This window comes from Pseudomonas sp. GM17 (assembly GCF_000282175.2).
GTDB lineage: Bacteria > Pseudomonadota > Gammaproteobacteria > Pseudomonadales > Pseudomonadaceae > Aquipseudomonas > Aquipseudomonas chlororaphis.
The window spans coordinates 3575896-3601008 of record NZ_CP124732.1; the positions used below are offsets into that span (position 1 = coordinate 3575896).

At 64.7% G+C, this 25113-nt stretch carries 22 protein-coding genes; 11 read left to right on the forward strand and 11 right to left on the reverse strand.

All coding sequences use genetic code 11. The features are described from left to right. Positions 1-33 precede the first annotated feature (33 nt). From PMI20_RS16110 to gnd, 3 genes are read right to left on the reverse strand one after another with little or no spacing between them, the layout of a single operon-like run. A complete protein-coding gene (locus tag PMI20_RS16110; RefSeq protein WP_007929180.1) occupies positions 34-855 on the reverse strand; it encodes a Cof-type HAD-IIB family hydrolase in 822 nt (273 codons plus the stop codon). Beyond that, on the reverse strand, positions 852-2372 hold the full coding sequence (gene zwf, locus PMI20_RS16115) for a glucose-6-phosphate dehydrogenase (RefSeq protein WP_053261060.1): 1521 nt from the start codon (positions 2370-2372) through the stop codon (positions 852-854). Before zwf ends, PMI20_RS16110 begins: the two co-directional genes overlap by 4 nt. Then, complete coding sequence (gene gnd / locus PMI20_RS16120; RefSeq protein WP_225970778.1) at positions 2369-3382, reverse strand: phosphogluconate dehydrogenase (NAD(+)-dependent, decarboxylating); 1014 nt, start codon at positions 3380-3382, stop codon at positions 2369-2371. The genes zwf and gnd overlap by 4 nt, the downstream gene beginning before the upstream one ends. Positions 3383-3612: 230 nt before the next feature. On the opposite strand from gnd, the gene PMI20_RS16125 reads away from it, so the two are divergent. From PMI20_RS16125 to PMI20_RS16150, 6 genes are all read left to right on the forward strand, one after another. Then, positions 3613-3786 carry a DUF6026 family protein gene (locus tag PMI20_RS16125; RefSeq protein ID WP_007922719.1) on the forward strand — a complete coding sequence of 58 codons (174 nt, stop codon included), beginning with the start codon at positions 3613-3615 and terminating at the stop codon, positions 3784-3786. A gap of 284 nt (positions 3787-4070) precedes the next feature. After that, positions 4071-5813, forward strand: a complete 1743-nt coding sequence (locus PMI20_RS16130) for a phosphoethanolamine transferase CptA (RefSeq protein ID WP_007922718.1) — start codon at positions 4071-4073, stop codon at positions 5811-5813. 201 nt (positions 5814-6014) lie between these two features. Further along, positions 6015-8261, forward strand: coding sequence for a TonB-dependent siderophore receptor (locus PMI20_RS16135; protein WP_007922717.1), 2247 nt, complete (start codon positions 6015-6017; stop codon positions 8259-8261). 186 nt (positions 8262-8447) lie between these two features. Then, on the forward strand, positions 8448-8669 hold the full coding sequence (locus tag PMI20_RS16140) for a hypothetical protein (RefSeq protein WP_007922716.1): 222 nt from the start codon (positions 8448-8450) through the stop codon (positions 8667-8669). A gap of 490 nt (positions 8670-9159) precedes the next feature. Next, positions 9160-9834, forward strand: coding sequence for a heavy metal response regulator transcription factor (locus tag PMI20_RS16145; protein ID WP_007922715.1), 675 nt, complete (start codon positions 9160-9162; stop codon positions 9832-9834). Further along, positions 9831-11249 (forward strand): heavy metal sensor histidine kinase, encoded by a 1419-nt coding sequence (locus tag PMI20_RS16150; RefSeq protein ID WP_007922714.1) that lies wholly within the window; start codon positions 9831-9833, stop codon positions 11247-11249. The genes PMI20_RS16145 and PMI20_RS16150 overlap by 4 nt, the downstream gene beginning before the upstream one ends. Positions 11250-11260: 11 nt before the next feature. On the opposite strand, the gene chrA is transcribed toward PMI20_RS16150, so the two are convergent. The 6 genes from chrA to PMI20_RS16180 all read right to left on the reverse strand — a co-directional run bounded on the left by chrA (position 11261) and on the right by PMI20_RS16180 (position 16224). After that, complete coding sequence (gene chrA / locus PMI20_RS16155; RefSeq protein ID WP_007922713.1) at positions 11261-12463, reverse strand: chromate efflux transporter; 1203 nt, start codon at positions 12461-12463, stop codon at positions 11261-11263. A gap of 21 nt (positions 12464-12484) precedes the next feature. After that, positions 12485-12976, reverse strand: a complete 492-nt coding sequence (locus tag PMI20_RS16160) for a GNAT family N-acetyltransferase (RefSeq protein ID WP_007922710.1) — start codon at positions 12974-12976, stop codon at positions 12485-12487. A 94-nt stretch (positions 12977-13070) separates the two neighbouring features. Further along, positions 13071-13676, reverse strand: a complete 606-nt coding sequence (locus PMI20_RS16165; protein ID WP_007922709.1) for a DinB family protein — start codon at positions 13674-13676, stop codon at positions 13071-13073. Positions 13677-13708: 32 nt separating this feature from the next. Further along, positions 13709-14821 (reverse strand): cell division protein ZapE, encoded by a 1113-nt coding sequence (gene zapE, locus PMI20_RS16170; RefSeq protein WP_284168148.1) that lies wholly within the window; start codon positions 14819-14821, stop codon positions 13709-13711. A gap of 290 nt (positions 14822-15111) precedes the next feature. Then, on the reverse strand, positions 15112-15453 hold the full coding sequence (locus PMI20_RS16175; RefSeq protein ID WP_007920497.1) for a nuclear transport factor 2 family protein: 342 nt from the start codon (positions 15451-15453) through the stop codon (positions 15112-15114). Between the two features lie 54 nt (positions 15454-15507). After that, positions 15508-16224, reverse strand: coding sequence for a helix-turn-helix transcriptional regulator (locus PMI20_RS16180; RefSeq protein WP_007920496.1), 717 nt, complete (start codon positions 16222-16224; stop codon positions 15508-15510). 394 nt (positions 16225-16618) lie between these two features. On the opposite strand from PMI20_RS16180, the gene PMI20_RS16185 reads away from it, so the two are divergent. Both PMI20_RS16185 and PMI20_RS16190 read left to right on the forward strand, forming a co-directional pair. After that, on the forward strand, positions 16619-18058 hold the full coding sequence (locus tag PMI20_RS16185) for a nucleobase:cation symporter-2 family protein (protein WP_007928536.1): 1440 nt from the start codon (positions 16619-16621) through the stop codon (positions 18056-18058). A gap of 283 nt (positions 18059-18341) precedes the next feature. Further along, positions 18342-18815 (forward strand): LEA/WHy family protein, encoded by a 474-nt coding sequence (locus tag PMI20_RS16190; RefSeq protein WP_007928537.1) that lies wholly within the window; start codon positions 18342-18344, stop codon positions 18813-18815. 205 nt (positions 18816-19020) lie between these two features. Here the strand turns inward: PMI20_RS16190 and glsB are convergent, their stop codons facing one another. Continuing rightward, the gene (gene glsB, locus PMI20_RS16195) at positions 19021-19929 is read right to left on the reverse strand and encodes a glutaminase B (RefSeq protein WP_007928538.1); all 909 of its coding nucleotides are present in this window, start codon (positions 19927-19929) and stop codon (positions 19021-19023) included. Positions 19930-20153: 224 nt separating this feature from the next. On the opposite strand from glsB, the gene PMI20_RS16200 reads away from it, so the two are divergent. Beyond that, positions 20154-21041, forward strand: a complete 888-nt coding sequence (locus PMI20_RS16200) for a LysR family transcriptional regulator (protein WP_007928539.1) — start codon at positions 20154-20156, stop codon at positions 21039-21041. 140 nt (positions 21042-21181) lie between these two features. Then, the gene (locus PMI20_RS16205) at positions 21182-22435 is read left to right on the forward strand and encodes a ferredoxin reductase family protein (RefSeq protein ID WP_007928540.1); all 1254 of its coding nucleotides are present in this window, start codon (positions 21182-21184) and stop codon (positions 22433-22435) included. 6 nt (positions 22436-22441) lie between these two features. Here PMI20_RS16205 and PMI20_RS16210 read toward each other — a convergent pair whose 3' ends face one another. After that, positions 22442-23965 (reverse strand): MFS transporter, encoded by a 1524-nt coding sequence (locus tag PMI20_RS16210; protein ID WP_007928544.1) that lies wholly within the window; start codon positions 23963-23965, stop codon positions 22442-22444. Positions 23966-24078: 113 nt separating this feature from the next. Here PMI20_RS16210 and PMI20_RS16215 point away from each other — a divergent pair, with 113 nt between their 5' ends. Next, positions 24079-24975: a LysR family transcriptional regulator gene (locus tag PMI20_RS16215; RefSeq protein ID WP_007928546.1), complete on the forward strand. Its 897-nt coding sequence runs from the start codon at positions 24079-24081 to the stop codon at positions 24973-24975. The last annotated feature ends 138 nt before the right edge of the window (positions 24976-25113 follow it).

Below are 25113 nucleotides of genomic sequence, written 5' to 3' on the forward strand. Positions count from 1 at the left end.
TCGCAGCCTGCGGCAGCGGCTACAGGTTTTGCATTAGCGCGGCAGGATAAATCGTTCGATCGCCTCGGCGGCGCCATCCACGACATTGCTGCCCGTCACCAGGTCGGCCTGGCGTTTCACCGCCGCTTCGGCCTGGCCCATGGCAATCGACAACCCGGCCTGCTGGAACATCGCCGGGTCGTTGCCACCATCGCCCAGCGCCGCGGTGCGCGCAAGCGGCACCCCGAGAAACTCCGCCAGGGTGATCAGCGCCTGCCCCTTGTTGGCCTGCAGCGCCGTCACATCCAGGTACACCGGCTGCGAACGGGAGACCTGCGCCCGCCCGCCGACCTGCTCCAGCAAACGCGCCTCCAGTTCCACCAACAGTTCAATGTCGGCACTGGCGGCGACTATCTTGTCGATGCGCGGCAGGTAGTCCTCGAAGCTCTCCACCACCACCGGCGGATAACCCAGGCCATGCTGCTCGCGCGGCACCATCGGCCCATGGGGATTGCGCAGCAGCCATTCACCGTCGGCGAACACCCAGACTTCGACTTCCGGCTGCGGCGACAGCAGCGCCAGGACAGTGTTGGCGACCGCTACCGGCACATGGTGACGCACCAGGAAACTGCCATCGGGATTGACGAGGGTGCCACCATTGAACGCCGCGGTCGGCAGGTCGACGCCCAGGGTCTCGATCTGCTGCAACATGGCCCGCGGCGGCCGCCCGGTGGCGAGGCTGAAGAACACCCCGGCTTCGCGCAGCGCGCGCACCGCGGCGATGGTGCGCTGGCTCAAGCTGTGATCGGGCAGCAGCAAGGTGCCGTCCATGTCGCTGAGCAGGAACTGGATGGGATGCTGCCCCTCGCCCCTCATCCGAGGCTGTGCCATTCACGGCCGTCGCGGGTCAGCAACTCGTCGCCGGCCGCCGGTCCGTCTTCACCGGCCCGGTAGATATGCACCTTGGCCTTTTCCTTCCAGGCATCGAGGAACGGCTGCACCGCGCGCCAGCCGTTTTCGATGTTGTCGGCGCGCTGGAACAGGGTCTGGTCGCCGGTCAGGCAATCGTAGATCAGCGTCTCGTAGCCGGTGGAAGGCTGCATCTCGAAGAAGTTCTTGTAGGCGAACCCCAGCTCGATATTGGCCATCTCCAGGGTCGGCCCGGGCTTTTTCGCCAGCAGGTCGAACCACATGCCTTCATTGGGCTGGATCTGGATGCGCAGGTAGGTCGGCTGCAAGTGGTCGACCTCGGTATCGCGGAACTGCGCGTACGGCGCAGGCTTGAAGCAGATGGCGATCTCGGTGTCGCGCACGCTCATGCGCTTGCCGGTACGCAGGTAGAACGGCACGCCGACCCAGCGCCAGTTGTCGATCATTACCTTGAGGGCGACGTAGGTTTCGGTGTTGCTGTCCGGGGCCACGTTGGCCTCTTCGCGGTAGCCGGCCACCGGCTTGTCGCCCGCCTTGCCCGCCACGTACTGGCCGCGCACCGAATTGGCCAGGGCCTCTTCGGTGCTCCAGGGACGAATCGCCCCCACCACCTTGGCCTTTTCTCCGCGCACCGCATCGGCGCCGAAGGCCGCCGGCGGTTCCATGGCGACCATCGCCAGCAGCTGGAACAGGTGATTGGGCACCATGTCGCGCAGGGCGCCGGTGTTTTCGTAAAAGCTGCCACGGGTTTCCACCCCGACGGTTTCCGCCGCGGTGATCTGCACGTGGTCGATGTAATGGTTGTTCCAGAAAGCCTCGAACAGGCTGTTGGAGAAACGGCTGACCAGAATGTTCTGCACCGTCTCCTTGCCCAGGTAATGGTCGATCCGATAGATCTGCTTCTCGCTCATCACCTTGAGCAGGCATTCGTTCAGCGCTTGCGCGGTGTGCAGGTCGGAGCCGAACGGCTTCTCCACCACCACCCGGCGAAACGCGTTGTCCCCTTCGACCAGCAACCCCGACGCACCCAGGCGCTGCACCACTTCACTGAAGAAGCGCGGTGCGGTGGCCAGGTAGAACACCGCATTGCCGGTGCCGCTGGCGGCGATTTTCGCCGCCAGCGCATCATAGGTGCTGTCGTCCAGGAAGTCGCCCTGGACATAGCTGATGCCATTGGCCAGCTTGGCCCAGAGCGCCGGGTCCAGCGCTTGCGCGCCGCTGCCGACCTTGCCGGCAGCCTCGGTGCGAATGAAGTCCTCGAGCTTCTTGGCGAAATCCACATCGCTGATCGCGTTGTGATCGACGCCGACAATCTTCAACCCCTCATCCAACAAGCCGTCACGGTTGAGGTTGTACAGCGCCGGCATCAGCAGGCGCTTGACCAGGTCGCCATGGGCGCCGAACAGAAACAGTGTGGTGGGTGGAGCGGGTTGAGCCTTGGACTTCTTTCGCGAGGAGGTCATTTTTTCGGAGTCTCCACGTGGCCGCCGAAACCGAAACGCATGGCCGACAGCATCTTGTCACCATAGGTGCTCTGCTGGCGGGAACGGAAACGGGCGAACAACGAACTCGACAGCACAGGAACCGGCACCGCCTGCTCGATGGCGGCTTCGATGGTCCAGCGACCTTCGCCGCTGTCGGCCACTTCGCCGGAGAAACCGTCGAGCTGCGGATCGGTGGCCAGGGCGTCGGCGGTCAGGTCCAGCAACCAGGACGAGACCACGCTGCCACGGCGCCAGACTTCGGCGATATCGGCGACGTTGAGGTCGAAGCGCTGGTCTTGCGGCAGGCTTGGCGAGGCTTTGGTCTTGAGGATGTCGAAGCCTTCGGCGAAGGCCTGCATCATGCCGTACTCGATGCCGTTGTGGATCATCTTGACGAAGTGCCCGGCACCGGCGGGGCCGGCGTGGATGTAACCGCGCTCGGCGCGATCGTCTTCGGCCACCCGGTCCTTGGTCCGCGGGATGTCGCCCATGCCCGGTGCCAGCGCATCGAACAGCGGGTCCAGGCGGCGGACGACCTCGGCGTCGCCGCCGATCATCATGCAGTAGCCGCGCTCCAGGCCCCAGACGCCGCCGGAGGTGCCGACGTCGATGTAGTTCAGGCCTTTTTCCGCCAGCGCCTGGGCACGACGGATGTCGTCCTTATAGTAGGTGTTGCCGCCATCGATGATCACGTCGCCCGGTTCGAGCAACTGGCTGAGGGTTTCGATGGTGTCTTCGGTGGGCGCGCCAGCCGGCAGCATGACCCAGACCGCGCGCGGCTTCTCCAGGCCGGCGACCAGGGCCGGCAGGTCGGCGACGCCCTTGGCGCCTTCGCCACTCAGGGTGCTGACAAAAGCGCTGTTACGGTCATAGACCACGGTTTCATGCCCATTGAGCATCAGGCGCCGCGCAATGTTTCCGCCCATGCGGCCCAGTCCGATAATCCCCAGTTGCATGTGCTGATGCTCCTTACTACTAAATTGTGTCAAAAGGTTATAGCCCAACGAGGCCAGTGAGGGTTAGTCCAGAGCGGCTGGACTAAGTTTCCCAAGCAGTGAGTGGATAACGACGCGAATCGCTTCGAAGGCACAACGACCACTGAAAATAAAAAAGTTCCCTTTGCCGGCAAAAGAAATCAAAATTGCCGCCGATAGTGTTTCAGGCCCCGGAATTCGAGCGGCCGGACCACAGTTGATGCACGCCATTTGCGAGGTGAGCAATGGGCACAGTACTACCGGCACGACCAGCACAAACCCTCTACGTCACTATCCGTCGTGACGAGTTGCGCGAACTGAAGAACGAGCGCGACCAGTTGAAGCAAGAGCTGGCGCAACTGCGCCTGGCATTGCAGAACCAGGGTCAGGTGGCTGCCGTCACCCAGCTACACGCCTGAGAATCCGAGGAACCCGCCCGCCGTGGCCGGTCCTTGCAACAGGTTGTTAATGAAGCCGGCTGAGTCCTTTACGGATCGCCGGCTTCTTTTTGCCCGTCGCTTTTTACCCTGCCTGCCTCCTGGCGACGGCATTATCTGACACGCAGGTACCAACTCACAAAGTTTTCACACCTGCTTGTGGATACTCCGGCGCAATATTGCCGCCCCCACGGGCGCGGCGCGCGTTCGCCGAGGTAGTCGAAGCTTTCCGGCGAATGTCATGTTCAATGCAGCTGGAGCGCTCGATGGCAGTGTTTAAACGCGACAAGACGTCCGCGAAAGGGTTTGACTGGGCGGGCCTGGGCTGGCTCTTCCTGTTCTTCTGGTACTTCTCCGGCATCACCCAGTTACTGATCCAGCTGACCGACACCTCCGGGTTCGCCGGTTTCCGCCAGGCCTTCATCATGAGCGCGATCTGGCTGGCGCCGATGCTGCTGTTCCCGGCCCGCACCCGCGCGATGGCCGCCGTCATCGGCATCGTGCTCTGGGCCTGTTCCATGGCCAGCCTGGGTTACTTCTTCATTTACCAGCAGGAGTTCTCCCAGAGCGTCATCTTCATCATGTTCGAGTCGAACCCCTCCGAAGCCGGTGAGTACCTGACCCAGTACTTCGCCTGGTGGATGGTGCTGGCGTTCCTCGCCCATACCGCCTTCGCCCTCTTCCTCTGGACCCGCCTGCGCCCGGTCTACCTGCCGCGCGGTCGCGCGCTGGTGGCGGCCATGGCCATCCTGATCGCCGTCATCGGCTACCCGCTGATCAAGCAGACCGCGCGCACCGGCAGCTTCGCCGGCGGCCTGGAGAAATTCGAGACGCGCATCGAGCCCGCAGTGCCGTGGCAGATGGTGGTGGCCTACCGGCGCTACCGCGAGCAGCTGGAAAACATGCAGGGCATGCTCGACAACGTGAGCAAGATCCCACCGCTGCAGAACCTCAAGGACAGCATGGCCAACCAGCCTTCGACCCTGGTCCTGGTGATCGGCGAGTCGACCAACCGCCAGCGCATGAGCCTCTACGGCTACCCGCGCCAGACCACGCCGGAGCTGGACAAGCTCAAGGACCAGCTGGCGATCTTCGACAACGTCATCACCCCGCGCCCCTACACCATCGAAGCCTTGCAGCAGGTGCTGACCTTCGCCGACGAAGAAAACCCCGACCTGTACCTCAAGACCCCGTCCCTGGTCAGCGTGATGAAGCAGGCCGGCTACAAGACCTACTGGATCACCAACCAGCAGACCATGACCAAGCGCAACACCATGCTCACCACCTTCTCCGAGCAGGCGGACGAGCAGGTCTACCTGAACAACAACCGCAACCAGAACGCCCGCCAGTACGACGGCGACGTGCTGGAGCCGTTCTCCAAGGCCCTGGCCGACGGCGCGCCGCGCAAGTTCATCGTGGTCCACCTGCTGGGCACCCACATGAGCTACCAGTACCGCTACCCGCCGAGCTACGACAAGTTCACCGACCGCACTGGCGTGCCGGCCGGCGTGCGTGACGACCAGGTGCCGACCTACAACAGCTACGACAACGCCGTGCTGTACAACGACTTCGTGGTTTCGAGCCTGATCAAGGACTACGCCAAGGCCGACCCCAACGGCTTCCTGCTGTACCTGTCGGACCATGGCGAAGACGTGTTCGACTCCGCCGGCCACAACACCCTGGGCCGCAACGAAGGCAAGCCGACCGCGCCGATGTACACCATTCCGTTCATCGCCTGGGCCTCGCCGAAATGGAAGCAGAGCCATGACTGGAACTTCGCCGGCGACCTCGGCCGCCCCTACAGCAGCTCGCACCTGATCCATACCTGGGCCGACATGGCCGGGCTGAGTTCCGACGAACTGGACCGCAGCAAGAGCCTGGTCAGCGACAGCTTCAAGCCGCGCCCGCTGCTGATCGGCAATCCCTATGAGCGCAACGAGAAAGCCCTGATCGACTTCAGCCTGATGAAGCCCAAGGCGCCGCCACCCACCGCAGTGGTACAGAAATAAGTGGCACAGAAATAAGCGATACCAGAATAAGCCTTTTCCTACGGGGCTCACGCAGCCCCGTACTACCGGCCTTCAATGCCCCTTCATGGGGCATTGTTGTATCTGAAAGATAATAATTATTCTCGTTTAGCCTAAATACCCTTCCTCCTTTTCGTCTCAGTGCAAACGGATTTTTCCCTCGACGACAAGGAGACGGCAGCGATGCTCGCGCCATTCACCCGTTCCATGACTTTGACATTCGGCCTGTGCGGCGCGGTTCTGAGCCCCGAGCTGCTGGCCGAAAGCGAACCCGCCCGGAACCCCGACCGCGGCGCCAAGACCCTGGAGCTCGATGCCACCAGCGTCACCGCCCAGGGCCTGGGCGCGACCACGGAGAACACCGGTTCCTACACCACCGGCAGCATGAGCACCGCCACCCGCCTGAACCTGTCGATCAAGGAAACCCCGCAATCGGTGTCAGTGGTGACCCGCCAGCAGATGGACGATTTCAAACTCGATACCTTGTCCGAGGTGCTGGGGCAAACCACCGGGGTGGTGGTCCAGCACCTGGACTCCGACCGGGTGAGCTATTCCTCTCGCGGCTACTCCATCAACAACTTCCAGATCGATGGCATGCTCAACACCTTCAACCGCATGAAGTCCGATTCAGACACCATCATCTACGACCGCATCGAGGTGGTCCGCGGCGCCACCGGCCTGACCACCGGCGCCGGCGACCCCTCGGCCACGGTCAACATGGTGCGCAAGCGGCCGACCCACGAGTGGGCGGCCAAGGCCGGCGTCAGCGGCGGTAGCTATGACAACTACTACAGCTACGTCGACGTCGGCGGTCCCCTGGGGTTCGACGGTCGCCTGCGCGGGCGCACGGTGCTGGCCTATCGCGACAGCCAGTCGTTTCGCGACCACTACCAGCTGCAGCGGGAAGTCGGCTACGGCATTCTCGAGGCCGACCTGAGCGACAGCACCACCCTGGCCGTGGGCTACGACTACCAGGACAAGCAGGTCCAGGGCACCTCCTGGGGCACCGTGCCCTACTGGAACGCCGCGGGCGGCAAGGCCAATCTGCCGCGCTCCACCAACATGGCGGCGCACTGGAGTTCCTGGCCGCTCAGGGACAAGACCGCCTTCGCCACCCTCGACCAGCGCCTGGGCCACGACTGGCACCTGAAAGCCGCCTACACCCACCGCGACAGCGACAGCGACGGCAAGGTCTATTACGGCGGTGCCGGTTTCCCGGAAGCCGACCGCTCGGGCATGACCGCCTGGGCCAGCCATATGATCGGCACGCAGAAAATGCGCGTGTACGACTTCAACCTGGCCGGCCCCTACAGCCTGCTGGGCCGCGAACATGAGCTGATGCTGGGCTACGGCGAGGCCGAGCGCCGCGAGTCGTCGCCCTACACCGTCGGCGGCCCGACACCACCGGGTTACGCCAGCATCGCCGACTGGAAATACATGGGCGGCATCGCCAAGTTTCCCGACACCGTGACCAACCTGCCCGGTTCCGGCGACAGCACCCGGCAAAAGGCCGGCTACCTCGCCACCCGCCTGAGCCTGAGCGACGACCTGCACGCGGTGCTCGGCAGCCGTTACGGTAGCTGGAGCGCCCACAGTCGTTCTCGCCGCTACGATGCCAACAACCAGCTGACCAGCCTCGAAGACACCCGCCAGCAGCACAACGACATGTGGACCCCCTACGCCGGCCTGCTGTACGACCTCACTCCCGAATACACGGCGTATGTCAGCTACACCGACATCTTCAAGCCCCAGACCCAGCGCGACGCCAGCCGCAAATACCTGGAACCGGTGGTCGGCAGCAACTACGAACTGGGGCTCAAGGGCAGCCTGCTGGAGGAGCGCCTGAACCTGGCCACCGCGGTGTTCTGGAGCAAGCAGGACAACGTCGCCGAACTGGACAGCTCGGTGCCGCCGGACCCGGTCACTGGCGAGGAGTTCTACAAGTCGGGCGGCAAAGGCGGCAAGGTGCGGGGGTTCGAGGCCGAGGTCTCGGGCGAAATCCTCGCGGACTGGAACCTCACCGCCGGCTACACCTATACCCACGCCCTGGACGGCGAAAAGCAGCGCGCCAACGGCGGCGAGCCGATGAACATGCTGCGCCTGTCCACGGCCTATCGCCTGCCGGGCCAGTGGCGGGCGCTGACCGTCGGCGGCAGCCTGAACTGGCAAAGCGAGATCTACGGCAGCAGCCGGCGGCCGGTGGGGCGCGACGGCAACGGGCGTATCGTCACCGAAAACACCCGCATCCATCAGCAGGCCTACAGCGTGGCCGGGCTGATGTCGCGCTACGAGTTCGACCCGCACCTGTCGGCCTCGCTCAACGTCACCAACCTGTTCGACAAAAAGTACTACGAACGGGTCGGCTTCTATAACGGCGTCTACTGGGGCGAACCGCGCACTATGACCCTGAGCCTGGACTGGAAGCTTTAACCCGCCCTTATTCCTACACGGCCCATATCAGTGGGCCGTCAGCGCCTCTCATCCGGGATGACAGCATTGTCATCCCGCCTTCAGCGCCCTGTTAACCCCCAGTTAATAAGATCGCGCCATACTTCTATTACTGCTTCGTTACAGGGACGCGACGGAATTCCGATCACCGTCAATGGGACACCACACATGAAAGCCTCCACACTCCTGCTCGCCGGTCTGATGATTGCCAGCTCGGGTGCAGCGTTCGCCGAAGGCGGCGCTGAACGCATGAAGCACTACTGGGACAACTTCCCCATCAGCCAGCAGATACCCCGCACCGATAGCGAACAGGCGTCCTCCGAGAGTGGGAAAAAAACTCAGGCACCCGCCGAGGACCCGACCCGCGCCAGCGCGCAACCGGACGCCTGAAACGCCCCGAGCTCTACCCCTCTCTGACGATCATGCTCCCTTGCCAGAGAGGATCTTCCGGCGCTCTTTCACGGGCGCCTTTTTTTTATCGCCGTCGATATCAGCGACATGACCATGGGCTATCAACTTTCTGACGTCAAAATGACAATTACGCCATCTAAGCAGGCGTCACTGCCGGCTGTATTAATATAAGTTTCCGCCAAACTACGACATATATTGAAACAGTAAATGACAGATGATCAGTTTGAATCACTTCACTTGGCTTGCTATTGGACCAGCCAGCTAACCGGCTGTCGAAAACAGGCACAAGCTATTGATATCAAGCACTTTAAATCTTGACCCTAAAGCCACTTCAGGCTTGAGCATTCCCCGACCCAAACGGCTGAGGCTATTTATCAGCAGCAACTTCGCGGGCTTTATGGCTGGTCCAACAACAACTTCATATCCAGCGCCATTGAAATCGTATTAATGATCAAGAGGTCACTTTTCCATGCGCATTCTGGTTGTCGAAGACGAGCGTAAAACTGCCGATTATCTGCATCAGGGCCTGACCGAAAGCGGTTATGTAGTCGACCGCGCCGCCACCGGTGTCGACGGGCTTTACCTGATCGAACAGCAAAACTACGAACTGGTGATTCTGGACGTCAATCTGCCGGAAAAGGACGGCTGGCAGGTGCTGGAAGACATGCGCAAGGACAGCAACGCCCGGGTGATGATGCTCTCGGCGCGCGGGCGCCTGGCCGACAAGGTCAAGGGGCTGGACCTGGGGGCCGACGACTACCTGGTCAAGCCGTTCGAGTTTCCCGAGCTGCTGGCGCGGGTGCGCACCCTGCTGCGGCGCAGCGAGAACCTGCCGGCGACCGACACCCTGCGGGTCGCCGACCTGGAGCTCGACCCACGCCGGCACCGGGCCTATCGCGGCTCGCGGCGCATCGACCTGACCACCAAGGAGTTCACCCTGTTGCAGGTGCTGATGCGCCAATCGGGCGAGGTGCTGACCCGGACCCAGATCATCTCCCTGGTCTGGGACATGAACTTCGACTGCGACACCAACGTGGTGGAGGTCTCCATCAGCCGCCTGCGGGCGAAGATCGACGATGCCAGCGAGATCAAGCTGATCCACACCATCCGCGGTGTCGGTTATGTCCTGGAAGTGCGCCAATGAAAGCCGCGCAACGCACCGCCAGCAGCCTGTCCATGCGCCTGGGCCTGACCGTCAGCCTGATGGGTGCGGGCCTGGTGCTGCTGCTCGCGACCCTGGCCTACCTGGCCCTCAGCCACGAACTGGGCAGCCTGGCGCGGGAAAGCCTGGACAACAAACTCGAACAGATCCGCCACACCCTGACCAGCGACCTGAAGACCGGCGATATCGCCGCCCGCCCACATTCGCTGCTGGACCTGGTGATGGGCCACGACAACCTGCACCTGAGCATTTTCGCCGCCGATCCCCAGGCCGAACCGCTGCTGAACATCGGCAACCGCAACCTGGGCCCGCTGCCCGAAGCCCTGACCCAGCCGGAAAGCCCGGCGTTCCTCGGCTGGCTCGACAGCGCCGGCAACCGGTTGCTCAGCGCCTCCAGCCTGATAACCCTGCGCAATGGCGAACAGGTACGGGTGGTGCTGTCCCTGGACCGGGCCAATGACCAGGCGTTGCTCAGTGCCTACCTGCGTTCCACGGTGATCGCCCTGCCTCTGCTGCTGATGCTGATCGGCATCGGCGCCTGGTGGGTGGTGCAGCGTGGCCTGGCGCCGTTGCAGCAATTCAGCCGGGTAGCCGCCAAGGTCACCACCCAGGACCTGACCCATCGGCTGTCGCCGGACAACCTGCCGCGGGAGCTGGCCGAGCTGGCCCACAGCATCAATTTCATGCTGCACCGGCTCGACGGCGGCGTGCAGCAGCTCTCGCAATTCTCCGACGACCTGGCCCACGAGCTGCGCTCGCCCATCACCAACCTGATGGGCAAGGCCCAGGTCACCCTGTCCCGGGAGCGCCCGCCCCACGAGTACAAGGCGGTGCTGGAGTCGAGCACCGAAGAGCTGGAGCGCCTGACCCGGATCGTCAGCGACATGCTGTTCCTCGCCCAGGTCAGCCATCCGGCCTCCCAGGTGGCGTTCGAAGCAATATCCCTGGGCGAGGAAGCGCGGCGGGTCATGGAACTGTTCGCCCTGAGCGCCGAGGAAAAGCACCTGGGCATCAGCCTGTCCGGCGATGGCCTGGTGTATGGCGACCGCCTGATGATCCAGCGGGCGATCTCCAACCTGCTGTCCAACGCCATCCGCCACAGCCCGCGGGCGTCGAGTATTTCGATCCTGGTGGAGGAGCATGAATCGAGCGTGTCGCTGTCGGTGGGCAACCCCGGCGCCGGTATCCCGGAGCAGCACCTGACGCACCTGTTCGAGCGCTTCTATCGGGTCGACAGCAGCCGCTCGCGCGCCGAAGGCGGTACGGGACTGGGCTTGGCGATCGTGCGCTCGATCATGAACCTGCATCAGGGCCGGACCGAGGTCAGCAGCGTGCCGGGCAGCTTCACCCTGTTCCGCCTGGTGTTTGCCCGGCTCAATCACCCACCGCGCACCTGACGACGCTGGCCTCAGGCCTCCAGCAGCAGGCCGACGCCGCCACCGGCGAGCACCACCAGCCAGGGCGGCAGCTTCCAGCGCATCAGCGCGGCCAGGGCCAGCAGCGCCAACCCCAGGTCCAGCGGCTTGAGGATGCTGCTGGTCCACAGCGGGTCGTACAGCGCCGCCGCCAACAGGCCGACCACCGCCGCGTTGACGCCGGCCAGCGCGGCCTGGACCCAGCCCAGGTGGCGCAGGTGCTGCCAGAACGGCAGGACGCCGACGATCAGCAGCATGGCCGGCAGGAAAATCATCGCCAGGCACACCAGCGCGCCGCGCCAGCCGTCGATGGCGGCGCCGAGAAAGGCCGAAAAAGAGAACAAAGGGCCCGGCACCGCCTGGGCAGCGGCATAACCGGCGAGAAACAGATCGTTGCTCAGCAGGCCCGGTGCGACCACCTCGCTCTGCAGCAGCGGCAGCACCACATGGCCGCCGCCGAACACCAGGGCGCCGGCGCGATAAAAACTGTCGGCCAGCAGCAGCGACAGGCTGGGCCAGAGCCCGGCCAGCAGCGGCAAGCCCGCCAGCAACAGGGCAAAGAGCACAAGGGCCAGGTAGCCCGTGCGCTTGCCGACCGCAATCGCCAGCCCGTCCTCGCGCTGGTCGAAGGTCGGCTGGAGCAGGCCTGCGCCGATCATCCCCGCCAGCAACATCACGCAGACCTGACCGAGGGTGGTCGGCCAGAGCAGTACACTGATCGCCGAGACAAGCGTGATCAGCATGCGCAACGGCCCGCGGCACAAGACACGGGCCATGCCCCACAGGGCCTGGGCTACCACCGCCACCGCGACGATCTTCAGGCCATGCACCAGCCCGCCGGGCAACCCTGTGCCGCTACCGCTCAGGCCCATGGCCAGGGCAATCAGGATCAGCGCCGAAGGCAAGGTGAAACCCAGCCAGGCGCCCAGCGCGCCGGCCAGCCCCGCCCGCGACCAGCCCAGGGCAAAGCCCACCTGGCTGCTGGCCGGCCCCGGGAGGAACTGGCACAGGGCGATCAGCTCGGCATAGGCCGCCTCGCTCAGCCAGGCGCGGCGCTGGACGAATTCGCTACGGAAATACCCCAGGTGCGCCACCGGCCCGCCGAAGGAACTCAAGCCCAGCCGCAGGAACACCAGGAACACCGTCCAGGCACTGTCACGGCGGGTCACGGGGGCATCCAGGGGAGATGAGTTCATCGGCCGGCGGGCTCCAGGGCCTTACAGGGTTTTGTTCCAGAACAGCATCCGGCCATGGCTCGAGTCGAGCCTGGCGTCGTCGAAGCCGAACTTGCGGTAGGACGCCTGGGCCACCGCGTTGCCCTCCAGCACTTCCAGGGTGATCTTGCAGCAGCCGCGCTGGCGGGCGATCTCCTCGACCTTGTGCAGCATCTTCTGGCTCAGGCCCAGGCCGCGGAATTTATCGATCACCGACACATCGTGCACATTGACCAGCGGCCGGCCGGCAAAGGTGGAAAAACCCTCGAAGCAATTCACCAGGCCTGCGGGTTCGCCACCGACAAAGGCCAGCACGCTGAACGCGTGGGGCCGCTTGGCCAGTTCGCCGGGCAATTGCCGCAACAGATCGGCGTCCAGCGGCTGGCCGCCGCCCATCGGGTCCTGGGCATAGTGGTTGAGCACCAGGGCGATCGCCTCGGCGTGTACCGGGTTGGTGTAGCTGGCCTGGAGTACCAATACGTCTGCAACGTCCATGTTTGTCCTCAACAGTTATTGATCCGGGCGGGTCCCCGGGAGAGCGATTGTAAACACCGGCACATGACCAAACGAGCGGCTAGCGCGTCAAGCGCTACCGTTCTTTTTCCTCGACCGCCTCCGCGCCCCAGATCTGCGCTTCGCTCCAGCCCAGCTCGGCAAAGTCCTCGGCGCGCAGGGCCGCCTCGCCCGCGCAGAAAAACTCGTCCAGCTGCGGCGGCGCCACCCGGGTGCCGCTGAGCATCGCGTGCACCTGGCCACGGTGATGCAGCTGGTGCTCGAACAGGTGCGAGAGCAGGCGCAACCGGGTATCGCGCTGGGGTTTTTCCCGGGCGATGGTGACGATACGCGCAAGGTCCACATCCCGTTGCTGCGCGCAATAGGCGATCAGCCGGCGGTCCACCAGCGCCTGCTCGCGGCGCAGGTCGGCGGCCTGGTCGAAAGGTTCTTCGTCATCGAAAAACACATAGCAGTCGGCCCGTGGCGCCTCGCCGCGCAGCTCTCGCTCCAGCGCGTCGACGTAGAACCAGTCGCAGGTAAGGATGTGGTTGAGGGTGGCTTTCAGGCTGGGAAAGAAACTCACCCGCGGCGCCGCCAGCTCGCTCGGGTCCAGTATTTCCCAGGCCTTGCCCAGGCGGTGATTGGCCCAGGCGTTCTGGTAAGCCATGGTCAGCAGATGATGGGACAGGGGCTGGTTCACAGTCAGGTCTCCCTTGTAATGATCAGGCGTGCTCAGCCGAAACGCTGCAACTGCATCTCCTTCAGACGACTGAGGGTACGGCGGAATGGAAACTCCAGGTAGCCCTCGGTGTACAACGCCTCCATCGGCACCCGCGCTTCGAGGTAGAGCGGCACCTTGCGGTCATAACACTCGTCCACCAGGGCGATGAAACGCCGCACGCTGTCATCGTGCACCGATAGCTGCGGCAGCTCGCGATCGCCCGCCACCACTCGCTCGGCGCCATCCTCGGTGCCCCGGGCAATCCGCCCCGGGCGCTGTTGCGCGCTGAGCTCGGGCACTTCGCTGAGCAGGATCGCGCTGAAGCGGTCGCACAGGGCCATGAAGTCCATGGCGGCAAACGGCTGCTCGCACAGGTCGGCGAAACGGCACCAGAGCACCCGCTCGCTGGCCTTGATCACCCGGACCTCGCGGTAGCCCACCGACAATACCGCGCTGGACACCGCCTGCCCCGCCGCCAGTTGTTCGAACGCCGGGCCCAGGGCGCTCGGTTGGCTGGCCGGGGTCAGCCAATAACGCTGGGTGGCCACCCCCGGGTGCAGGCGATGGTCCTGGGCGCCGTCCACCGCCACCACCTGCATATGCGCCTCGATCGCGGCAATCGCCGGCAGGAAGCGTTCGCGGTTGAAACCGTCGGCATACAGCTGTTGCGGCGGCTGGTTGGAGGTGCAGACCATCACCACGCCCTGCTCGAACATCACCTGGAACAGGCGTCCGAGAATGATCGCGTCGCCGATGTCGTTGACGAACAGTTCGTCGAAACACAGCACCCGCACCTCTTCGCTCAGCTCGCGGGCCAGGGCCTGCAACGGGTCGGCGGTGCCGGTCAGCTGGAACGAGCGCTGATGGACCCAGCCCATGAAATGGTGGAAGTGCTGACGCCGCGCCGGCACCTCGAGGCTTTGATAGAACTGGTCCATCAGCCAGGTCTTGCCCCGCCCCACGGGGCCCCACAGATAGACCCCGGTGATCGAGCGTCGCCCTTCATGCAGCGCGACATGACACTGCTGCAGGGCCAGCATCGCCCGCTCCTGGGCCTCGTCGGCGACGAAACCGCGCTCCTGGAGGGCGTACTGATAGGCGCTGAGGGGGGAGTCGAAAGGCATGGGGTCCACGCATCCGCAAATGGGCCCGCAGTATGCCATGCCTCATCTTGCGACCGCCGCGTCGGAATGCCGCCCAGGTCGATCGCAGCCTCGCTGTCGCTCCACAGCGGCTACGAGGAACACGGTGCCGGTGTAGCCGCTGCCGAGCAGCGCGAGGCTGCGATCGGCAACGCAGTTGCCGTAATCCGGGCCGCGCGTTCTATCTGATACACCGCGTGCCCAGGTTTTGCGGCAACTGCGTTGCCGATCGCAGGCTTCGCCAGCGGCTACAGCGAGTGCGGGCGCGATGGCTATAGCGAGATATCCAGCCGGGCGATCTTGCCCTGCTCGTCGAGCCGGAACACGTAGCGCAATTCCAGCGGGCTGCCGGGAAAGCTGCCGGAGATCAGGTTGTCCACCAGCACCTTGCCAGTGCGTTGCTGGACCTTGAGCACCTCGAGCCGTGGCTGGTAACGGCGGGCGCGGTCTTCCATCCATTGGGCGATGGCCCGGGTGCCGGCCTGGTGCTGGCCCTCATCGAACACCTGGGCGTCTTCGGCGAAGAAACTGGCGACCGCCGAACTGTCACGACCATTGGTGGCCGCGAGGTAGGCGGCGATGGCCGGTGCGAGAGAAATGGCTGTGCTGGACATGGTGCTGCGGCTCCTTGTTTGTCATTGCTGGAGCCATGCTAAAACGCCGTCGCGTCAGTTCTTGTCAGGAGTGAAACGTCCGGCATCGTCCAGTTGCATGCGCTGGCGCCAGGTGCGCAACAGGTCGCTGCGCCGTCCCGGATAACGCTGGCCCTGCTCGCTCGCGGCGGCGATGCGGTCGGTGCGAAAGGTGCGGAAGTCGTCGCGCAGCTCACACCAGGCGACGATCACCCGCGCCTCGTTCATGAAGCCCAGGGCCAGCGGCCAGATCAGGCGCTGGCTCGGCGTCTTGTTCACGTCGGCGTAATCGATGTGCAGCTTGGCCTGCTCGCGGATCGCCTGGCGAAACACATTCAGCGGCACCACGTTTTCCGGGTAGCGATACGCCGGCGGGCCGGGCAGCACGGTTGGGTTGTGCAAGGCTTCCTGGGCTGCCGGCGCCAGCACCGCGGCGATCTTTGCCAGGGCATCGGCGGCGGCCTTGCCGAGGACTTCGTCGCCACGCTGGTCGACATAGCGCAGGCCAAGGACGATGGCTTCGGTCTCGTCGGCGTTGAGCATCAGCGGCGGCAGGAACAGGCCGCTGCGCAGCACATAGCCGATCCCGGCCTCGCCATGGATCGGCGCACCCAGGGCCGTCAGCTCGGCGATGTCGCGGTACAGGGTGCGCTCGGACACCGCAAGCTCCGCCGCCAGCACCGCGGCGGTCACCGGGCAGCGCTTGCCGCGCAGCACTTGCAACAGGGTCAACAAACGCGTGGTACGCGACACGGCATCAGGCTCGACAGGGAAAGATCGGCGCAGCTTAACAGAGCACCCTGTCAGGATCTGTCAGTAGCGAACCCCGTAGCCGCTGCCGCAGGCTGCGATCGGCAACGCAGTGGCCGCAAAACCTGAGCCTGCGGTACATCAGCCAGAGTGCGTTGTCCGGATTGCGGCCGCTTCGCAGCCGATCGCAGCCTGCGGCAGCGGCTACAGGGACCGGCGATGTCTGGATGATTGTGAGGCTAGCCCTTCTGGCCCGGTCACCTTTCTGGCATCCTGCGCCTCCATTTTTCTGACCGGGTCCGCAGATTTTGCCTTACGTCCTTCGACAGCCCGCGTCGCGCCCCTTTTCTCCACGTGTTTCATGCCCTATCGACACGTCATTGGCAGGCTTTTTCCCATGACCGCACCTGATCGCTCCACGCCGCGCTACAAGTCCGACCTGATCTATGGCCTGGAGGACCGCCCGCATTTCAGCGCGGCGATCTTCGCCGCGCTGCAACATGTGCTGGCGAGTTTTGTCGGCATCATCTCCCCGACTCTGATCTTCGGCGGCGTGCTGGGCCTGCAGAACGAAACACCCTACCTGATCAGCATGGCGCTGTTCGTCTCGGGCCTGGGCACCTTCGTCCAGGCCCGGCGCCTGGGGCCGATCGGCTCCGGGCTGCTGTGCGTGCAGGGCACCAGCTTTTCCTTTATCAGCGTGCTGCTCAGCGCCGGCCTGATGGTCAAGGGCCGTGGCGGCAGCAACGAGGAAATTCTCTCGACCATCTTCGGCATCTGCTTCTGCGCGGCCTTTATCGAGATGTTCCTCAGCCAGTTCATCGGTAAGCTGCGCAAGCTGATCACCCCGGTGGTGACCGGCACCATCATCACCCTGATGGGCTTGTCGCTGATCAAGGTGGCGGTCACCGACATGGCCGGCGGCTTCGGCGCGCCGGACCTGGGCGCCGCCAGCAACCTGGGCCTGGCCGCCCTGGTGCTGCTGACCATTGTCGTGCTCAACCGCTTCAGTCACCCAATGCTGCGCCTGGGCTCGATCGTCATCGGCCTGACCCTGGGCTTCGTGGTCGCCTGGCTGCTGGGCCGGGTCGATATGGCGGCGATGCCGGACGTGCCGATGGTCAGCGTGCCGGTGCCGTTCAAGTACGGTTTCTCCTTCGACCTGATCGCCTTCATTCCGCTGGCGGTGATCTTCCTGATCTCGCCCCTGGAAGCGGCCGGCGACCTGACCGCCAACTCGATGATTTCCCAGCAGCCGGTCAAGGGCCCGCTGTACATCAAGCGCATCAAGTCCGGCCTGCTGGCCGACGGTTTCAACTCGATGGTGGCGGCGGTGTTCAACAGCCTGCCGATGGTCACCTTCGCCCAGAACAACGGGGTGATTCAGCTGACCGGCGTGGCCAGTCGCTACGTGGCGTACTTCATCGCCGGCCTGCTGGTGCTGCTCGGGCTGTTCCCGGTGATCGGTGCGGTGCTGCAACTGATGCCCAAGCCGGTGCTGGGCGGCGCGACCCTGATCATGTTCGGCACCGTGGCCGTGGCCGGGATCAAGATCCTCGCCGAAGCCGGGCTGCATCGACGCAACGTGCTGATCGTGGCGATCTCCCTGGGCATGGGCCTGGGCGTGGCGGCGGTGCCGGAAGTCCTGCGCGAACTGCCCAAGGCGCTGCACAACATCTTCGAATCGCCGATCACCGTGGGCGCGATGTGCGCGATCCTGCTGAACATCTTCCTGCCGGAAGAATTCATCGAGCTGGAAGAAGACGAGTTCGACCCGGAAGCGGCGACCCTCAAAGTCATGCAGGACCCGGATGTGAGCGCCAAGGCCAACGCCTGACCCCGAGCATCTGTAGGAGCAGCCGGTCGACGCTCGATTGCTCGCGATGGCGTTATTGGCCGCACCGCCAAACTGGCATCTGTAGGAGCGAAGCTTGCTCGCGATGGCGTCGGTGGCGACACCACCAGACGGCAGGCCTCAAGCTCACTACCAGCCCTGCCGGCCCAATCGCCGGCAAGCCTGGCTCCTACAGAAACCGGGCGTTCTTGACATCGTGGTTTGTGGTGCAGACCTGGCCGCGCTAGATTCATCAGTGCCTCCCTTCCCGCAGAGACGACCCCTGATGCGCAGATTCCTCGGCCTCACCCTTTCCTTGCTGTTGCTCAGCCTGAGCGCCTGCGCCCTGTTTCCCCAGCGCGATCAGTTGCACATCAATGTGGTCGGTATCGAACCCTTGCCCAGCCAGGACCTGGAAGTGCGCTTCGCGGTCAAGCTGCGCCTGCAGAACCCCAACGAAACCGCGATCAACTACAACGGCGTGGCCCTGGACCTGGAAGTCAATGGCCAGCCGCTGGCCTCCGGGGTGAGCGACCAGAGCGGCAGCATCGGGCGTTTCTCCGAGGGGGTGCTGGTGGTGCCGGTCAGCGTCTCGGCCTTCGCCGTGCTGCGCCAGACCTTGGGCCTGAGCCAGACGCAAAGCCTCGACGACCTGCCCTACGTGCTGCGCGGCAAGCTCGCCGGCGGCCCGTTCGGCACGATGCGTTTCGTCGACAAAGGCCAGCTGAGCCTGCCCAAGACCGCCAACTTCACCTGGTAAGCGGACGCGCTGCGCTCGCAAATACGCTTATCCAGACAGACCGCAGACTCAGGCTTTGCAGTTGCTACGTCGCAATGCCGCCCAAACCGAGCGCAGCCTCGCAGGCTCGGCAGCGGCTACACAAGCACCGCGTTCCTGTAGCCGCTGGCGCAGCCTGCGACCGGGTGCGCAGCACCCGCAACCGGCCGCCCTTGTCCCGCCGCCCCTAGAACACCGACCAGCCGATGCGCTGGCTCAGCAACTCCAGCGCCGCCATGCCCACCAGGGAATTGCCCGCCGCGTTCAATTCCGGCGACCACACGCACACCGTGAACTGCCCCGGCACCACCGCGACGATGCCGCCGCCCACGCCGCTCTTGCCCGGCAGGCCGACGCGGTAAGCGAAATTGCCGGCTTCGTCGTACAGGCCGCTGGTGGCCATGATCGAGTTGACCTGCTGGGTCTGGCGCGCCGTGAGGATCTGCTCGCCGCTGTGCTTGCAGAAGCCGTCGTTGGCCAGGAAGCAGAAGGCCCGCGCCAGGTCGACGCAGCTCATGCGCAGCGCGCAGTGGCTGAAGTAGCTGCGCAGCACCGCCTCGACGTCGTTGTGGAAGTTGCCGAAGGACTGCATCAGGTAGGCCATCGCCGCATTGCGCGCGCGGTGCTGGTATTCCGAATCGGCGACGCGGCCGTCCACCAGCACCTGCATATTGCCGGACAGGCGCCGCACGAAATCGCGCATGGACAGCGCCGGCGCGGCGAAGCGCGACTGGTTGATATCGCAGATCACCAGCGCCCCGGCGTTGATGAACGGGTTGCGCGGACGGCCACGCTCGAACTCCAGCTGCACCAGGGAATTGAAAGGCTGCCCGGAAGGCTCATGCCCCAGGCGCTGCCAGATCGCCTCGCCGGAATGCCCGATGGCCTGTACCAGGCTGAACACCTTGGAGATGCTTTGCACCGAGAACGGCGTATCGGCGTCGCCGGCGCTGAACACCTGGCCATCGTTGCCATACACGGCGATCCCCAGCTGGTTGGCCGGCACGTCGGCCAGCGCCGGAATGTAGCTGGCCACTTTGCCCTGGCCAATCAGGGGACGGACCTCGTCGAGGATCTCGTTCAACAACGCTTGCATGTTCAGACTCGCACGTTCCGCCTCGCACCGCCGCGAAGCTATCGCTGCTAGACGCATCCCGCCGCGTCGAGAACACAGTTGTCGTGGCCATCCCTGGCGCGGCCCCTCGCACCGCCCCGCGCGGGAGAAAAAACCGTCGATGAAAATCGCCCGCGGACCGCGCATTTTTGATCGGGCAGAGCCGCAGCTGATAGGCTTTCCACTACATTCGACAGGGAGCGCTCATGGATCTCAACGCCGCCAGGATGTTTGTCAGCGTGGTCCAATGCGGCAGCATTTCGTCCGCCGCCAACCTGCTGCAACTACCGCTGGCCACCATCCGCCGAGGCATTCGTGAACTGGAACGCAGCCTCAACGTGCAACTGCTGGAACGCTCCACCCGCGGCACCCGGCTGACCGCCGCCGGCAGCCAGCTCTATGAACACGCCAGCCGCGGTATCGAAGCCCTGGCCGAGGGCGAACAGGCTGTCAGAAATGATCGAATGCACTTGCAGGGCCGCCTGAGTGTGTCGGTGCCGGCGGCATTCGAGAGCTGGTGGAAGCTGCTGGCCGAGTTCCAGCGGCGCCATCCCGAGGTCCAGGTCGCGGTCTATACCAGCGAGCGGGAAAGCGACCTGGCGCAGGACGGGGTCGACGTCGCCTTGCGCGCCGGGCCGTTGTTCGACGAGGAGCGCCCGGCGCGCCTGCTCGGCAGCTACCGGCATATGCTGGTCGCCAGCCCGCTGCTGCTGGAGCGCCTCGGCACCCCGCAAACCCCCGCCGACCTTCGCGGATTTCCCTGTGCCGTCTGGTCGCGCCAGGCCGATGCCCGGGAACAGTGGCAGCTGGGCGACCAGTACTACAGCCCCGATCCGCTGTTCGCCGCCAACGATTACCTGCACCTGCGCCAGCTGGCGCTGACCGCCAAGGTGGTCACCGAGCTGCCGGCCTTTCTCGCCGCCGAAGCCGTGCGCGACGGTCGCCTGCAAGCCCTGCTGCCGCGCCTGCCGATGCCGGAACAACAGCTGCACCTGCTATATCCGAACCAGCGCCCACCCTCGAACATCGTCCGCGCCTACCTGGATTTCGCCCAGGCCTGGCTGGTGGAAAACCCCTTGCCACACCCGCACTGAGCAGGCGCTGATGCAGATCAGCTCAAGACTGCCGCTTCGCCAGTAAAATACGCCCTCACCCGGCTGCGCCCTGACCCGCGCGCAGCCCGCGACCCATCCTATGCGCCGACACTGGCGCCATCTTTCTGGAGGTGTCCCCCTTGAAAACCTGGTACTCGGTGGTCGGCGTCCTGCTGATCACCACCCTCACCGTGCTGCTGGAAATCCCCAGCGATACCTGGCTGACCTCCGCCACCCTGAGCCTGGTCCTCGGCGCCACGGCGCTGGCCTACATGGCCCTGTCCTGCCTGCTGGCCAGCCGCTGGCGCTGGGTCGAGCGGCTGTTCGGCGGCCTCGACCGGGTCTATGAAAGCCACAAGTGGCTGGGCATCTGGGCGCTGCTCTTCGCCAGCTATCACCTGGTGTTCAAGGCCAACCTGGATCTCTGGCAAAGCGTACCGATCATCGAACTGTCCAAGTACTGGACGCGCATGGTGCGCCAACTGAGCTACGTCGCCCTCGGCCTGATCGTGCTGCTGGCGCTGAACCGCAACATTCCCTACGGCCAGTGGCGCTGGTGGCACAAGCTGTCCGGGCCGCTGTTCGCGATCGTCATCCTGCACTGGCTGAGCTTCAAGTCGCCGATTGCCCTGGATAACCCCTCGGGTATCTGGCTCACCGCGCTCTGCGGCCTGGGCCTGCTCGGTGCCCTGTACAAGCTGCTGCTCTATCCGTTGCTGGCCAAGGCCGGCGAATACCGGGTCAGCGCGGTGACCCTGGAGAAAAACTCCCTGCACCTGGAGCTGACCCCGCTGCACCGCGGTTTCGCCTTCAAGGCCGGGCAGTTCGCCTTTCTCGCCATGCGTGAAAAAGGCCTGCGCGAACCGCACCCCTTCACCATCGCCAGCGCCCACGCCAGCGACGGGCGCATCGAGTTCGTGATCCGCGCCCTGGGCGACTACACCCAGAAGCTGCGCCAGCAGGTCAAGGTCGGCATGCTCGCCGACCTCTACGCGCCCTATGGCCGCTTCAAGCGTCGGCTCGATGCCGGCCGGGAAATCTGGATCGGCGGTGGTGTGGGTATCTCACCCTTTATCTCGTGGCTGCAGGATGCCGCCGCCGGACGTTTCGACCAGGCGACCCTGGTGTACTGCTGCAACCCGTCACGGGCCTTCCCCAGCCTCGAAACCTTGCAGGGCCTGGCCGAGCAGCGCGGGGTGGCTTTCATCGGCCACACCGACGGCGCCGACCGCCTGGGCGAAACCCTGCAACGGCTGGCCAGCGAAACCGATCCGCAACAGATCCAGATCAGTTTCTGCGGGCCCAAGGGTTTGCTGGCGCGGGTCAAGACGTTGATGCGCGAATACGCGATTCCCGAGCGCAACCTGCACTACGAGTTCTTCGAGTTTCGCTGAACGCCCTCAAGCCCGGCGCGGCTCATGCAGCATCAGCCGTACCACCAGCGCCGCGACCAGGGTGATGGCGATCAGCGCATAGAGCAGCCAAGTGAAAGCCTTGGCATAGAGCCCGAGCAGCAGCTCCCGGCCCAGCTCGGGCAACAAGGCCACGCTGGCCTGCAGGTTGCCGCTGGCCAGTTGCTGCGCGGCCAGCGGCAGTTGCGGATGTTCCGGCAGCGCCGCGGCCATGGACAGTTGCAGCAAGCCGGCCAGCAGGGCCACCACCAGGGCCAGGGCAATGCCCTCGCCCGCCACCCGGGTGGTGCTGAAGATGCCGGTGGCCATCCCCGCCCGTTCCTTGGGCACCACACTGACCGACAGCCCGTCCATCAAGCCCCAGGGCAAACCGGCACCGAAGCCGATCAACAGCATGGGCAAGACATTGGCCGCCGGCGCCTGCCCCGGGGCGATCCGGCTGAGCAGATAGAGCCCGCCCGCAGCAATCACCAGGCCGACGCTGGACAGGGTCCCGGCGCCGAACCAACGGGTCAGCCACGCGGCCAGCAACGGCACCACCACCATCGGCGCGGACAGGGCGATCATCATCAAGCCGGCATCGATCTCGCTGTAGCCTTCCACGCCGATAAAGCGGATCGGCAGCAGGATCAGCAACACCACGAAGCAATAGCAGGTGGCGATCGGCAGCAGCTGCACGCCGACAAAGCGCGGGTAACGAAACAGCGACAGGTCGAGCATCGGCCGCTTGACCCGCAGCTCCACCACGATAAACAGCAGCAACGCCAGCAGCGCCACCAGCAGCAGACCCCAGACCAGCGGGCTGCCCCAGCCACTTTGCGGCGCCTGCAAAATGCCCCAGGTCAGCGCCACCAGTGCCGCGGTGAAACTCAAGGTGCCGGGCCAGTCGACACCCGCCGCGTCCGGGTCGCGGGACTCAGGCATGCGCGGCACGCCGAACAGCAGCGACAGACCGCCAATCAAGGTCCCGGAGACGAAGATCGAACGCCAGCCGTAGGCTTCGATCAACACCCCGGCGAGGATCGGCCCGAATGCCAGGCCGACGCCGAAGGTGGTGCCCAGCAGGCTGAAGGCGCGGGTCCGCGCCGGGCCCTCGAACGTCTGGGCCAAAGCAGCCGAGCCGCCCGCCAGCGCCGCTGCGCCGGCCAGCCCCTGCAGCGCCCGCAACAGGTCGAGCCAGAGCACCGAAGGCGCGAAGGCCAGGGCCAGCGACGTCAGGGCGAACAAGCCGACACCGAGGCTGAACACGCGCTTGCGTCCGTACTCGTCGGCCAGGGTGCCGGCAGCCATCAGCGCGCTGCCGAAACTCAGCATGAAGGCATTGGTGATCCAGCTCAGGGCCAGGGGGCCACCGCCCAGCTCGCGGCCGATGGCCGGGGTCGCCACGGCCACGCCGACGAAGGTCAGCGGCAGGATCAGCGCCGCCAGGCACACCGCGGCCAGCACCGCGTAGGAAGAACCGCCGGCGACAGTGTGATCTAAGGCAGCAGGCACATCGGTTGGCGAATTCATCGGCACCTCAGGGGGAACGTTAGGGTGCGATCAATGGTAGATTCGCCGCAATCATCCACAAACAGGGCTAAAGTCCGTTCTTTATGGACATTAACGCTCTAATCGAGATCCCCATGGACAACCTCAGTGGCATGCTGGCCTTTGTGCGCACGGTGCAGGCCGGCAGTTTTGTCGGTGCGGCGCAACGCCTGGGCATCTCCGCTTCGGCGGTGGGCAAAAGCCTGGCGCGCCTGGAAGAACGGCTCGGCGTGCGCCTGCTCAATCGCAGCACCCGGCGCATCAGCCTGACCGACGAAGGCACGCTGTTCTTCGAGCGCTGCCAGCGCATCGTCGGCGAGGTGGAAGACGCCGAAGCCGAACTGGCGCGTATCAGCGACAAGCCCCGCGGCAAGCTGCGGGTCAGCCTGCCCGCCATCGGCTATCGCATGCTGCTGCCGATCCTGCCGGAGTTCGCCGAACGCTACCCGGAGATCGAACTGGACCTGGACTTCAACGACCGGCTGATCGACGTGATCGCCGAAGGCGTCGACGCGGTGATCCGCAGCGGCGAGCTGGCGGACTCACAGCTCAAATCGCGCACCCTGGGGCCGTTCCGTTTTGTGCTGGTCAGCGCCCCGTACTACTTCGCCCGCCATGGTGTGCCCGAATGCCCGCGGGACCTGGAGGGGCATGCCTGCCTGCGCTACAAGTTTCCCGGCACTGTGCAACTGCAGGAATGGAAACTGCGTCTGCCCGCCGACGCCCCACCGCTGCTGCTGCGCAGCGCCCTGACCAGCAACAACCTGGAGTCGCTGATCCACGCCGCCACCCAGGGCCTGGGCATCGCCTTCGTTCCGGACTTCGTGGTGCGTGACGCCCTGGCCGACGGTTCCCTGGTATCGGTGCTGGACGACTATCAGATCGACAGCGGCAAGTTCTCGGTGCTCTGGCCCGGCAGTCGACATCTGCTGCCGAAACTGCGAGTGTTCGTCGACTTTCTCAGCGAACGCCTGGTGTTGGGCGGACGCTGAAAAACCATACCGGGTCCACACAAGGAATGTGCTGCGAACATGAAGCCGTTCCACGACTAGCCAGAAACATCTTGTTGCGATGCCCTCACGTTTTTTCGACTTTCATGGTTTTATCATCCGCCTTCAAAAAACTTGTAC

Coding starts and splice junctions, on each gene's coding strand:
- PMI20_RS16135 (WP_007922717.1), top strand. CDS start 6,015: ATGCTCGCGCCATTCACCCGTTCCATGACTTTGACATTCGGCCTGTGC.
- PMI20_RS16125 (WP_007922719.1), top strand. CDS start 3,613: ATGGGCACAGTACTACCGGCACGACCAGCACAAACCCTCTACGTCACT.
- chrA (WP_007922713.1), bottom strand. CDS start 12,463: ATGAACTCATCTCCCCTGGATGCCCCCGTGACCCGCCGTGACAGTGCC.
- PMI20_RS16145 (WP_007922715.1), top strand. CDS start 9,160: ATGCGCATTCTGGTTGTCGAAGACGAGCGTAAAACTGCCGATTATCTG.
- PMI20_RS16160 (WP_007922710.1), bottom strand. CDS start 12,976: ATGGACGTTGCAGACGTATTGGTACTCCAGGCCAGCTACACCAACCCG.
- PMI20_RS16140 (WP_007922716.1), top strand. CDS start 8,448: ATGAAAGCCTCCACACTCCTGCTCGCCGGTCTGATGATTGCCAGCTCG.
- PMI20_RS16200 (WP_007928539.1), top strand. CDS start 20,154: ATGGATCTCAACGCCGCCAGGATGTTTGTCAGCGTGGTCCAATGCGGC.
- PMI20_RS16190 (WP_007928537.1), top strand. CDS start 18,342: ATGCGCAGATTCCTCGGCCTCACCCTTTCCTTGCTGTTGCTCAGCCTG.
- zwf (WP_053261060.1), bottom strand. CDS start 2,372: ATGACCTCCTCGCGAAAGAAGTCCAAGGCTCAACCCGCTCCACCCACC.
- zapE (WP_284168148.1), bottom strand. CDS start 14,821: ATGCCTTTCGACTCCCCCCTCAGCGCCTATCAGTACGCCCTCCAGGAG.
- PMI20_RS16185 (WP_007928536.1), top strand. CDS start 16,619: ATGACCGCACCTGATCGCTCCACGCCGCGCTACAAGTCCGACCTGATC.
- PMI20_RS16130 (WP_007922718.1), top strand. CDS start 4,071: ATGGCAGTGTTTAAACGCGACAAGACGTCCGCGAAAGGGTTTGACTGG.
- PMI20_RS16210 (WP_007928544.1), bottom strand. CDS start 23,965: ATGAATTCGCCAACCGATGTGCCTGCTGCCTTAGATCACACTGTCGCC.
- PMI20_RS16150 (WP_007922714.1), top strand. CDS start 9,831: ATGAAAGCCGCGCAACGCACCGCCAGCAGCCTGTCCATGCGCCTGGGC.
- PMI20_RS16110 (WP_007929180.1), bottom strand. CDS start 855: ATGAGGGGCGAGGGGCAGCATCCCATCCAGTTCCTGCTCAGCGACATG.
- PMI20_RS16215 (WP_007928546.1), top strand. CDS start 24,079: ATGGACAACCTCAGTGGCATGCTGGCCTTTGTGCGCACGGTGCAGGCC.
- glsB (WP_007928538.1), bottom strand. CDS start 19,929: ATGCAAGCGTTGTTGAACGAGATCCTCGACGAGGTCCGTCCCCTGATT.
- PMI20_RS16175 (WP_007920497.1), bottom strand. CDS start 15,453: ATGTCCAGCACAGCCATTTCTCTCGCACCGGCCATCGCCGCCTACCTC.